Origin of the sequence: Nocardioides sp. (assembly GCF_036274455.1) — a bacterium.
Taxonomy (GTDB): Bacteria; Actinomycetota; Actinomycetes; order Propionibacteriales; family Nocardioidaceae; genus Nocardioides.
Window position 1 is genome coordinate 1 of record NZ_DASUFR010000234.1, and the last position, 11400, is coordinate 11400.

General features: G+C 72.1%; 10 protein-coding genes. 4 read left to right on the plus strand and 6 right to left on the minus strand.

The window, feature by feature from the left end; translation table 11 throughout:
* The 4 genes from VFV89_RS22250 to VFV89_RS22265 all read right to left on the minus strand — a co-directional run.
* Nucleotides 1-478: proprotein convertase P-domain-containing protein (locus tag VFV89_RS22250; RefSeq protein WP_329708174.1), on the minus strand; the 478-nt coding region annotated here is incomplete at its 3' end.
* Nucleotides 479-724: 246 nt separating this feature from the next.
* Nucleotides 725-1813: a histidinol-phosphate transaminase gene (hisC, locus tag VFV89_RS22255; protein WP_329708175.1), complete on the minus strand. Its 1089-nt coding sequence runs from the start codon at nt 1811-1813 to the stop codon at nt 725-727.
* Nucleotides 1814-2224: 411 nt separating this feature from the next.
* The gene (locus tag VFV89_RS22260) at nt 2225-2812 is read right to left on the minus strand and encodes a VanZ family protein (RefSeq protein WP_329708176.1); all 588 of its coding nucleotides are present in this window, start codon (nt 2810-2812) and stop codon (nt 2225-2227) included.
* A gap of 294 nt (nt 2813-3106) precedes the next feature.
* Nucleotides 3107-4027 (minus strand): dimethylarginine dimethylaminohydrolase family protein, encoded by a 921-nt coding sequence (locus VFV89_RS22265; RefSeq protein WP_329708177.1) that lies wholly within the window; start codon nt 4025-4027, stop codon nt 3107-3109.
* A 112-nt stretch (nt 4028-4139) separates the two neighbouring features.
* Here VFV89_RS22265 and VFV89_RS22270 point away from each other — a divergent pair, with 112 nt between their 5' ends.
* The 4 genes from VFV89_RS22270 (at nt 4140) to VFV89_RS22285 (ending at nt 6713) form a co-directional block, all read left to right on the plus strand.
* Nucleotides 4140-4829 carry a GntR family transcriptional regulator gene (locus VFV89_RS22270; RefSeq protein WP_329708178.1) on the plus strand — a complete coding sequence of 230 codons (690 nt, stop codon included), beginning with the start codon at nt 4140-4142 and terminating at the stop codon, nt 4827-4829.
* A 69-nt stretch (nt 4830-4898) separates the two neighbouring features.
* Nucleotides 4899-5291, plus strand: a complete 393-nt coding sequence (locus VFV89_RS22275) for a phage holin family protein (protein ID WP_329708179.1) — start codon at nt 4899-4901, stop codon at nt 5289-5291.
* Nucleotides 5255-5833 carry a low molecular weight protein-tyrosine-phosphatase gene (locus VFV89_RS22280; RefSeq protein ID WP_329708180.1) on the plus strand — a complete coding sequence of 193 codons (579 nt, stop codon included), beginning with the start codon at nt 5255-5257 and terminating at the stop codon, nt 5831-5833. The genes VFV89_RS22275 and VFV89_RS22280 overlap by 37 nt, the downstream gene beginning before the upstream one ends.
* Before the next feature lie 13 nt (nt 5834-5846).
* Nucleotides 5847-6713, plus strand: coding sequence for a fructosamine kinase family protein (locus VFV89_RS22285; RefSeq protein ID WP_329708181.1), 867 nt, complete (start codon nt 5847-5849; stop codon nt 6711-6713).
* 42 nt (nt 6714-6755) lie between these two features.
* On the opposite strand, the gene VFV89_RS22290 is transcribed toward VFV89_RS22285, so the two are convergent.
* Together VFV89_RS22290 and VFV89_RS22295 are read right to left on the minus strand one after the other, a co-directional pair.
* Entirely contained in the window at nt 6756-8597 is a 1842-nt protein-coding gene (locus VFV89_RS22290; RefSeq protein WP_329708182.1) for a PQQ-dependent sugar dehydrogenase, read from the minus strand.
* 40 nt (nt 8598-8637) lie between these two features.
* On the minus strand, nt 8638-11400 hold a 2763-nt coding region (locus tag VFV89_RS22295), incomplete at its 5' end, for a PKD domain-containing protein (protein WP_329708183.1).

Sequence of the window (11400 nt, forward strand, 5' to 3'; positions counted from 1 at the left end):
GCGCCACCAGGTTCACGTACGCCGAGTCGGTGACCAGGCCGTCGTTGGTCGTGTAGGGCAGCTGGCCGCCCGGGTTGGCGTCGTCGTCCCAGCGGGTGCCGTCGAACACGTTGTCGTTGCCCGCGCCGTTGTCCGTGGTCATGGTGACCACGGTTCCGGCCGGAGAGGTCAGCGTGACGTCGAGGTCGGCGGCGAAGGTGTGCAGCAGCTCGGTGACGACGTCGACGTCGGTGAGGTACTTGCCCGCACCGGCGACCGAGACCTGCGAGGTCACCACGGCGGGACCGGTCGGGATCGCCGTCGGAGTCCCGTTGGAGACGGTCGTCAACGACGTCACGCACGTCGGCGGCCCGGGTGGGGCCGAGGCATGTGCGGGGGCCGCGGTCGCCACGACGCTGAGCGCCGTGCCGACGAGCCCGGCGGTCGCGACGGCGACCTTGGCCGCCAGACGAGGAGTGTGCGGCGTGCTTCGTGTCATGGGTGTCTGTTTCCCCTTCGATAGTCCCCGAACCTGCCCTGGACGTGCCCTGAACCTGCTCCCCCCCACGGGCACCCTAGGGAGCGGCACCGGGCCCCGCCATGGCCCTGTTGGCCCATTGACACAGGCAGTCGCCGACCGGGCCAGCGGGTCGGCGCGGACGTCCGAGTGGGGAGGCGAGCGGGGTCCGCGCCTGCTCCGACCCTGACCAGGGAGGAGGGCGAGGAGGGTCGGTAGGACCCCGCGTCAGCGCGCGGCCGTGCGACCCGTCTCGAAGCTGCGGGCGAGCTCCAGCACGCGGTCGTTCGCCTCGACCTCGCCGATCGAGACCCGGGCGCCCTCGCCGGCGAACGGGCGCACGACGATGCCGAGCTCGTCGGCCGCGGCAGCGAAGTCGGCGGTGCGCTCCCCCAGCCCGAACCAGACGAAGTTGCCCTGCGCCTCGGGGATCTTCCACCCGGCGTCGGCCAGGCCGGACTGCACCCGGTCGCGCTCGGCGACCAGCGCGTCCACCCGCTCGAGGAGGGCGGGCTCGGCGTCGAGCGAGGCGATGGCCGCGGCCTGCGCGACGCCCGAGACGCCGAACGGCAGCGACACCGCGCGCAGCGCTGCCGCGACCGGCGCCTGGGCCACGGCGTACCCGACCCGGAAGCCGGCCAGGCCGTAGGCCTTCGAGAACGTCCGGAAGACGACCACGTTCGGGCGGTCGCGGTAGGTCGCGATCCCGTCGACCTTGTCGTCCATGCGGACGAACTCGACGTAGGCCTCGTCGACCACGACGAGCACGTCGTCCGGGACCCGGGCCAGGAACTCGTCGAGCTCGGCCTGGCGGACGGCCGGGCCGGTGGGGTTGTTGGGCGTGCAGACCATGACGCAGCGGGTGCGCGGCCCGATGGCCGCGAGCATCCGGTCGAGGTCGTGCCGGCCGTCGGCGTCCACCGGCACCGGGACCGAGGTCGCCGCGGCCGCGGCGATCGCGATCGGGTAGGCCTCGAAGGAGCGCCACGCGTGCACCACCTCGTCGCCCGGCTCGCAGAACGCGGTGAGCAACTGGTAGATCAGCGCCACCGAGCCGGTGGCCGCGGCCAGGTCGCCGACGGGGACCTGCAGCCGCGCGGCGAGCGCCTCGTAGAGCGCCGTGTTGCCCATGTCCGGGTAGCGGTTCATCACCTCGACCGCACGGTGCGCCGCCTCGACCACACCGGGTAGCGGTGGGTAGGGGTTCTCGTTGGAGGAGAGCTTGTACGACGTCATCCCGGGCCGCACCGTCGGCGGCTTGCCGGCGACGTAGGCGGGGATCGCCGCGACGTTGGGGCGAGGCTTCGGACCGGTCACCGGGCCAACCTATGCCGCGGGCGGACGGGGTTCTGAACCCGCACCCGAACCATCCAGTCATACCTCTGGGTCACACCGTGACGCCGGACCTCACGCCTCCCGGGTGACAGCAACACCATCCACCCGAGGAGGACCCGATGCCCAGTGCATCCCGTTCGACCACACCGGTCGGCATCGACATCGATGTCGTGGAGGGCCGCTACGCGGAGCTCGGCGACCACACCGTCTCGTTCGAGACGTTCAAGCAGGACCTCGACGTGGCGCCGTACTTCCGCGGCCTGCCCTGCGACGCCTGCACCTGCACCCATCACGGCCACGTCACCGCGGACGGGCACCGAGTGCCGCTACGAGACCGACCCGGACCACCCGGTGCGGTGGGTGCTCACGGCCGGCTCGTAGGCCGGCGGCACCTCAGCGCCGGCTGGCCACCGGCTCGCGACTCGTCGTCGCGCGACCGAACCGCCAGGGGCGCACGACGGGCAGCAGCGCGATCCCGATCAGCACACCCACCACCGCCCCGGTGACGTTGTCGATGACGTCGGTGACGTCGCAGGCGCGGTCGATCCGGGCGGCCTCGAGCTGGGTCAGCTCGATCAGCACCGAGTAGCCGGCCAGTGCGGCCAGCCCCAGCGGGACGGTCACCCACGCCGACCTCCAGCGGGCCGCGACCAGCACGAGGAGCATGCCGGCCGGCACGAACACCGCCGTGTTGAGCAGCCGCTGGCCGCCCGGCAGGATCCAGAACCCGTCCGGCGCCGGACCGCCGATGTCCCACGAGCAGTGGTCGAGCCGCCCCTCGGCCGAGACGATGCCCGGGGCGCCGTTCGCCGGGATCAGGGTGAGCACCCCGATCGCCGCCAGCGAGAGGAGAAGCAGGCCGAACAGCGCGGCCCACTGCCATCCGAAGCGGCGCGCGAGCGCAGCCGCCACCGCCGCGGCCACGAGGGCGGCCACCGCGATGAGCAGGAGCATGACGCCCACGCCGCCGACGGGGAACATGGTTCGAAACTACGTGGCGCTGGCACCCGCTGCCGCATCGCTGAGCGGCTTGTAACTCCGTGTTACGTCCACTGGGTCGGTGGTCGAACACTGGCCTGGTGGACCTGACACGGAGTTACAAGCGTCGCCGAGCCCCGGGTCAGCCGCGACCGAGACCGGCGGCAGGACGTCGGGACCACGACTCCCCGCTGACCGCAGCGGCTTGTAACTGACTGTTCAGCCATCTGCCATGCCGTTGCAACCGCATGCCAGATGGCTGAACGGTCAGTTACAAGGGAGGCCCCCGGCGCCGGCTCAGACCGGCGGCGGCACCACCGCGCCACCCGGGACCCCGGGCAGGTCGCGGCCCACCTGGATGTCCACCGGGTTGGTCAGGCAGCGGACCGAGCCGCCGCCCTTGTGGAACTCCGAGACGTCGACGAGCTCGACCGCGAACCCCCAACCCTCGAGCCGGGCCCGCACGTGGTCGGGCGCGGCCGGCATGACGACCGTGGCCGGGCCGCCGGTGGCGGAGGGGACCACGATCGAGTTGGCCGCGAAGGTGGTCAGGGCCTCCTCCTCGGTGAGCACCAGCGGCTCGGGCACCAGCGCCATCAGGGTGTCCGCGGAGGCCGGGTCGAGCGCGTCCGGGCAGACGATCGCGCGCCGGTCGTCGAGCGGGCAGAAGGCGAGGTCGAGGTGGTACATCCCCGGGTGGGTGATGCGCAGGCCGCGCACGCGCACACCGAGCCCCTCGGCGAGGTGCTTGAGCGCGAGCTCCTCGGTGCGCGGCCCGAACCCGGCGACCAGGGCGTCGCCGCACGGGAAGACGTCGCCGGACTCGAGGTGGGCGCCGATGCCGTGCCGGCCGACGTACGACGTCGTGTACCCGTGGCCGGCGAACCACGGCTGGGCCGAGGCGGTCTCCATCCGACGCTGCTCGTAGCGCATGTGTGACATGACCACGTGCGGCTCGAGGCCGCCGTCCCCGCGGCGCCGCGCGACGGCGAGGCCGAGGTTCATGGCGTAGACCATGTCGGGAGCGTCCGGCCGCTGCGGGATCACGTCCACGGTGCCGCCGACCCGTTCGATGGTCTCGACGAGGGTGCGCCACTGCGCCAGCGCGAGGTCGCGGTCGGGCTGCTCGCCGGGATCCATGAAGGGGTTGATGACGTAGTCGACCCGGAAGTGGGCCGGCTCGACCATGACGTAGTGGCGGCCCCAGGCCAGCGACATGTGTTCCCCTCCTTGAGCAGGTGTGAGCGCGAAGATTGTCAGACAATCTGACATTCACTAGTCTCACTCACGGAGGGCGACACCCGCAAACCACCAGGGCGAGGATGGATCCATGGGCCAGGCCCGCACCGAGCAGCTGCCGTTCGGCACGCTCCACCTCGAGCACGCCTCGACCGTCGACCGCGTCGCCGAGGAGCTGCGGCGGGCGATCTTCGAGGGCGAGCTCGAGTCCGGGACGCCGCTGCGTGAGGTCGCGATCGCGGCCTCGCTCGGGGTCTCCCGGCCGACGGTGCGGGAGGCGCTCACGGTTCTCGTCGGCGAGGGGCTCGCCACCCGCGAGCCCAACCGTGGGGTCGCGGTGGCCACTCCGGAGGCCGACTCGGTGCGTGATGTGTGCGCGGCGCGGCTGGTGCTGGAGGGCGCCGGTGTCCGGAGCTGGCCGACGGCCTCGGACGAGCAGCGCGCCCGGGTGCACTCGACGCTCGGCGAGTACATCTCGGCCATCGACGCCAACGCGTCCTACCAGGAGCTCAACGAGCGCCACCTCGCCTTCCACGTCTCGCTGGTCGGCCTGACCGGCTCCCCCCGGCTGGTCGCGATGCAGGAGAACCTCGTGGTCGAGCTCAAGCTCGCCCTGGCGCAGGTCGACCGGATCCGCCGCAACGCCCATGACCAGGCGCGCTCCCACGCGGCCCTGGTGCGGTTGCTCGAGGAGGACGACATCGACGGGGCCCACGCCTTCCTCGTCCAGCACCTCGCTGACGCCGAGGTCCAGATCGTCGAGGCGCTCGACCTGACCTGACCGCCCCCACCACCGGGCCGACCTGAAGCACTGGGCTGACCTGAACGCTGACCTGAAACACTGTGGCCCGTGATCCGGTTACTGAGCTGGCTGGTGACCACGGCCGTGGCCGTGGCGGCCGCGGCCCTGCTGATCGACGGCATCTACTTCGACGGGCCGGTGCACGGCGGCGAGGAGATCAGGCACAAGCTGGTGCCGCTGCTGCTCGTGTCCCTGATCCTCGGGGTCGTGACGTCGTTCGTGAAGCCGATCCTCACGATCCTGTCCATCCCGCTGATCATCGTCACGCTCGGGTTGTTCCTGCTGGTGATCAACGCGGCGATGCTCAAGTTCACCAGCTGGCTGGCCGACAAGCTCGACATCGGCTTCCATGTCGAGGGCTTCTGGCCGGCCGTGGGGGGCGCGATCGTGATCACCGTGGTGACGTGGATCGTCGACGGCGTGATCGGAGAGGCCCGCTGAGCCCGGCGATCCCCCCTCCGCGCACGCCCGGGCACTACGCGATCGCGATGGTCTGCCTGGGCAACATCTGCCGGTCCCCGATGGCAGACGTCGTGCTGACCCAGCGCGTCGACGACGCCGGGCTGGCCGGCCGGGTCACCGTCTCCAGCTGCGGCACCGGCGACTGGCACATCGGCGACCCGATGGACGAGCGCGCGGCCGCGGTCCTGCGCGCCAACGACTTCGACCCCTCGGCGCACCGCGCGCAGCAGTTCGCGCCCCAGTGGCTGGTCTCCAACGACCTGGTGCTCGCGATGGACGCCCGCAACCTGGCCGACGTACGCCGCGTCACAGCGGCATCGGGTGGTCATGTGGACCCGGACCGGGTGCGGCTGTTCGGTGACTACGACCCCGTCGAACCGGGTCGCGAGGTTCCGGACCCGTACTACGGTGGGCCGCAGGGCTTCGAGGAGGTGCTGGCGATGGTCGAACGGACCTGTGCCGTCCTCGTCTCCGCCTTGCAGCGGCTGCCCGGCCTCCGCGACCCCGGCTCCGACGCGTGAGCACCCCGAGGACATGACCCGCCAGCCCGTCGTGGCCAGGCACGCCGAGGAGCTGCTCGGCGCGGCCGTCGTCGCCACCGCGCCGCTGGCCGGCGGGGACACCTCGTCGGCGACCAAGCTGCGGCTCTCCGACGGCACCACCGCGATCATGAAGACCCATTCCCACCCGCCGCCCGGGTTCTTCGCGGCCGAGGCCCAGGGGCTGCGCTGGCTCGGCGAGGCCTCGGCCCAGGGCGGTGTCCCGGTGCCCGAGGTGCTCGGCGTCGACGAGGAGTGCCTGATCCTGCGCTGGGTCGAGCCGGGCAAGGTCTCGCCCGACGCAGCCACGTCGTTCGGCGAGGCGCTCGCCGCCACCCATGCCGCGGGTGCCCCGTCGTACGGCGGCGAGTCCGACGGCTTCATCGGCAAGCTCCCGCTGCCCAACAGCCCGTGCGACTCGTGGGCGGAGTTCTACGCCGTCCGCCGGGTGCTGCCCTACCTCAAGCTCGCCCGCGACCGGGGCGCGGTGAGCGACGTCGAGGCCGGGCTGGTCGAGGGGGTGATCGGCAAGCTCACGACACTGCTGCCCGAGGAGCCGCCGGCCCGGCTGCACGGCGACCTCTGGAACGGCAACGTCCTCTGGGGCCAGGAGAGCCGGGTCTGGCTGGTCGACCCGGCGGCGTACGGCGGCCACCGCGAAGTCGACCTGGCGATGCTGGCCCTGTTCGGTCTGCCGCACCTGCCGCGGGTCCTGGAGGCCTACCAGGAGGCCGCGCCGCTCGCCGAGGGCTGGGAGGAACGGGTGGCGCTGCACCAGCTGTTCCCGCTGCTCGTCCACGCGGCGCTCTTCGGCGGCGGCTACGGCTCCCGGGCCGCCGAGGCCGCCGCGCGGTACGCGTGAGCGGTTGTCAACAGTCCGCGCCGCACCGGATGTCGTCCCCAGCTACCGGCGAGCCCGCCTGTAGACCGCCTTCAGGCTGATCGGCTGCTCGGCCACGGTCAGCCGCAGCTTCCGCTTCTTCTTCGCCTTGCCCTGGACGCCCTTCCACTTCTTGAACACGTAGTGGACGCCGTGCTTGACGAAGACCTTCGGCGCCACCAGCTTCACGACGGTGCCGGGGTCGAAGGCCGAGCGGTACGGCGTGCGATGGCGCTTGCCGTCGACCTTGATCTTCACCTTCCCCGGTGACGACCTCAGCTCGAGCCGGGTGGCGCCGGCGTAGGAGATCCGGTGGATGCCGCCCGAGCCGGCGTTGTACTCACCGTTGGTGAAGGAGCCGTAGTCGACGAAGTAGAGGTCGCGGTCCGGCCCGACGGCGAGCTTGGCCGGTGCGCCGGCGGACTGGGCGAACACCTGGACCCTCGACGGGTCGGGCTGGCCGTTGGCGTCCTTGGCCAGCCGCCAGATGCAGCCGCGCAGGAAGTCGGAGAAGAACAGCGCGTCCTGGTAGCCGCCCGGCCAGTTGGTGCCGAGTGGCGTGAAGGCGATGCCCGACATGGCCGAGGAGCGGTTGGCCGGGCAGCTCTCGCCAGGCGTGAGCGGCGTGGCCCCGGTGCGGGTCCGGTAGCTGAAGACGGGCGGCTGGACCGCACCCGGGCCGGCGTCGTAGAGCCCCTGGCAGACGGTATTGATGCCGGCCGGCATGCTCCAGCTGGGGTTGACCACGGACTGCCCGCCGGCGCCCTCGTAGCAGGGCCAGCCGCGGTTGACGAGGCTGGTCGTGGGTGCGTCGCCGAGCCTGTTGATCTCCTCCCAGTTGGACGACCCGACATCCACGCTCCACAGCTGCTCGCGGCCCTGGCGGAAGGTGAGCCGCCACGGGTTGCGCTGGCCCATCGCCACCAGCCACTGACCGGCGGTCGCCTGCGTGGGGTTCAGCCCGGCGTCCGGGTCCATCCGGAAGATCGTGCCGTCGATCCCGAGCGGGTCGCCGGACGTGCGCTGGTCCTGGGCCCGCAGCGAGCCGCCCTCGTTGACCGGGTCGCCGGGGCACGCGGGCCCCTCCGGGTAGCTCGCATCGTTGGCCTGGCCCCAGTCCGCGCCGCGGAAGCTGGCGCCGTCGCCGGCCGAGGCGTAGAGCTTGCCGTCGGGGCCGAACAGCACGTCACCGGAGGAGTGGCTGGAGAACTGCGCACAGCCGTCCTCCACCAGGACGTGCTCGCTGCCGGGCGCCATCGTCCAGCCCAGGGCGGTGTGCTCCGCGGTGAGCCGGGACACCCGGTCGAGCACCGGGCAGCCGCGCGTGGGCGGGGACAGCGTCGCCTCGTCGGAGTCGTCGGGGCCGCAGTTGTCGTAGGCGATGCCGGGCGTCCCCCAGGCCGGGACCGTCCCGGGGTCCTGCGGGTCGGCGTTGAGCGTGTAGTTGACGTACACGTAGGGGCGCGCCGGGAAGTGCGGATCGACCGTGATGCCGGTCAGTCCGCGGTCGCCGTAGTTGTCGACCTCCACCGAGAGGTCGGCGAAGTCGGTCGACGTCGCTGCGGGCTCGAACTGCCCGCTCGCGGGGTCGTAGTCGAAGGACTTGATGCCCCCGGTCTTGAGGGCGATGAACGCCGTGCCGTCCGGCGCGAAGGCGACCGACACCGGCTCGGAGATGCCGCCGATCATGGTGGTGTCGTGGAACCCGGCCGGCAGCGTGACCTTCGCCGCCGCGGCGCGGTGGACGAGCCGCGCGCCCGGTCCACCCGGGTCGGCCGAGGCCTGCGTGCTCGCGACGGCGGCCGGGCAGGTGGCGACCAGCGCCAGGGCGGCCACCCCGGCCAGCCGGGTGCGACGTCGTTGCATGATCGAGCGCCTCCTCATGGGGCTCATGGGCTCATCGGGCTCATCGGGCCCGTCGGTAGATCGCACGCAGCATCACACTCGGATCCCAGACCGTCACCTGGTGCTTGCGCGCGCCGCCGTCCGACCAGCGCACGAACACCCAGCGCACGCCGTGCCTGCGCACCGACCGCCGGGCCTTGACCTCGACGGTGGCGCCGCGGACGAGCTGCACGGAGTGCCGGCCCACCGCGTCGAGCCCCCGGGGCCTGGTCCGCACGGTCAGTGTCACCAGCTGCGGGTCGAGCCGCAGCTCCATCGTCCCGATGGCGCCCTGGTCGTCGGTCACCGTGACAACGAGCTGGAGGTGCGACCCGGCCGGCATCGGCGGCACGACGAACCGCCCGCTGGCCACGTGGTCCCAGCGCCGCACCTCGACCCGCGCGCAGCCGGCACAGTCCTGCCGCTGCATCACGAACGAGTACGCCGTGTCGGGCAGCTGCTGGTCGGGGTCGGTGGCCGCGGCGTCGAAGCCGATGGTCTGGCCGACGTGGAAGCCGCCCCCGGGGGATGACGTGAGCCGCGTGACGGTCGGCGCGGTGTTGGGGGTGGTGACGGCGTAGGTCGCGGTGTACGTCGTGGCCGTCGCCGGCGCGGACAGCTCGTGCGAGCGGGCTCCGCCGTCCGACCACGAGGCGAAGGTCCCGGTGCCGTGCGTGGACGCCGCGGTGATGGTGACCCGGGAGCCCTGGATGAAGGTCTCGGCGTACGGCGCCACGTGATCGTCGCCGTTGACCGTGACCGTCGCGCCGGCCGGTGCGCTCGCGAAGGCAAGGTCGACGGTCCTGGGGTCGAGCTCGATCGTCCTGGTGGCCTTGAGCCCGCCGCTGTCGGTGACCGTGAGGGTCAGCAGCAGGTGCGAGGGGTACTCGTGGTCCGGAGCCGCGAAGCTGCCGGTCGGGCCGGAGAACGTGGTGAGGCTGTGGGTGTGGCACACGCCGCTGGGGCAGTGCCGGATCGCGACGTTCCAGCTGTACGCCGACGCCGGCAGGGCGCCGTCCTGCGCGTCGGTCGCGGTGGCGGAGAAGCCGATCGTCTGGCCGACCGCCCACGTCAGCGAGGGGTCCGGCGTCACCGTGCCGAGCACCGGCGGTGTGTTGCCGGACTGGATCTGCACAGTGGCGGTCGAGGTGTGGCCGTGCCCGTCGTCGACGCGCAGCCCGACGGTGTAGGTGCCGACGTCGTACTGCCAGGCCGGCTTCGCCGCAGTGGAGTCGTCGTGGGCCCCGTCGCCGTCGAGGTCCCAGGCGTAGGTCAGCGGGTCGCCGTCGGGGTCGGTGGAGGTGGTGCCGTCGAAGTGCACCATGAGCTGAGCAGTGCCGGAGGTGTGGTCCGCGACGATCCTCGCGGTGGGGGCGGCGTTGCCGCCGGTGTAGACGATGCGGTGCACGCCGGCGGCGTTCTCGGTCGGCACGCCGGCGTCGTCGAGCCCGTAGTCGACGTAGTAGAGGTCGCCGCCCGGCCCGGTCACCAGGTCGACCGGGGTCTCGGCGGCCTGGACGAACGGGTGGATGACGCTCGGGTCGGGGTCGCCGTTCGGCTTCTTCCCGAGCACCCAGACGCACGAGCGGGCGTAGTCGGAGAAGAACATCGCGCCCTTGTACGCCGCCGGGTAGTTGCTCAGCGCCGAGCCGAACGCCACGCCGGACACCGACGACGTCTCGTTCTGGCAGTCCTCGCCCGGCGTCAGCAGCGGGCCGCGCGTCTCGTAGCTGAAGTAGGGCGCGGCCACCGCTCCGACGCCCTCGGCGTAGAGGTTCTCGCACAGCGGCTTGTCGAGCGCGTCCCAGCCCTCCTGGACCAGCGAGCCGGTCCAGCTGCCCTCGTAGCAGGGCCAGCCCCGGTTGACCGGCGCGGCCACGCTGGTGACGTCGGGGATCCGGTTGACCTCCTCCCACTTGCTGGCCCCGACGTCGCCGGACCACAGCTCGTTGGAGAGGCCGCTGCCGTCGGCCTTCGGCCGGAAGGTCAGCCGCCACGGGTTGCGCTGGCCGTAGGCGACCAGCCACTGGTTCGCCGTCGCCTGGGTCGGGATGAGCCCGGTGTCCGGGTTCATCCGCACGATGGAGCCGTCGACGCCGAGCGGGTCGTTGGGGCTGCGGTAGTCCTGCGACCGTAGCGAGCCGCCCTCGTCGGGCGGGTCGTCGGAGCACGGGCTGGCGTACTGGCCGTAGTCGAGGGTGTCGAAGCTCGCGCCGTCACCGGCGCTGGCGTAGAGCAAGCCGTCGGGGCCGAAGGCCACGTCACCGGAGGCGTGGCTGCCGAACTGGAAGCAGCCGCTGGCCAGCAGCTCCTTCTCGGCACCGGTCATCTCCCACCCGTTGGCGTGCTTGACCGCGCTGAGCCGCGTGACCCGGTCCATGACCACGCAGCCCGCGGTGGGCGGCTCGGTCGTCGCGGGGTTGGGGCAGTCGTCGTACTGCTCGCCGGGCGTGCCCCACTTCGGCACGATCGGCGGGTCGTCGCGCGGGTCGCGGTTGTAGGTGTAGCTGACGTAGACGAAGTTGTGGCCGTCGGTCCCGAACTGCGGGTCGAGCGCGATGCCGGTCAGCCCGCGGTCCCAGTAGTTGTCGACGCTGACGCTGAGGTCGGCGAAGTTGGTCGAGGTCGCGTTGCCCTCGAACCGGCCGGTCGCGCTGTCGTAGTCGAAGGACTTGATGACGCCGGTCTTGAGGGCGACGAACGCCGTACCGTCGGGCGCGAAGTCGACCGCGGTGGCCTCGGAGATGTTGCCGATGACCTTCACGTCGGCGAAGCCGGTGGGCAG

Excerpts from the sequence above, each read along its gene's own strand:
- VFV89_RS22260 (WP_329708176.1), bottom strand. The coding sequence starts at position 2,812 with ATGTTCCCCGTCGGCGGCGTGGGCGTCATGCTCCTGCTCATCGCGGTG.
- VFV89_RS22265 (WP_329708177.1), bottom strand. The coding sequence starts at position 4,027 with ATGTCGCTGGCCTGGGGCCGCCACTACGTCATGGTCGAGCCGGCCCAC.
- VFV89_RS22270 (WP_329708178.1), top strand. The coding sequence starts at position 4,140 with ATGGGCCAGGCCCGCACCGAGCAGCTGCCGTTCGGCACGCTCCACCTC.
- VFV89_RS22285 (WP_329708181.1), top strand. The coding sequence starts at position 5,847 with ATGACCCGCCAGCCCGTCGTGGCCAGGCACGCCGAGGAGCTGCTCGGC.
- VFV89_RS22290 (WP_329708182.1), bottom strand. The coding sequence starts at position 8,597 with ATGCAACGACGTCGCACCCGGCTGGCCGGGGTGGCCGCCCTGGCGCTG.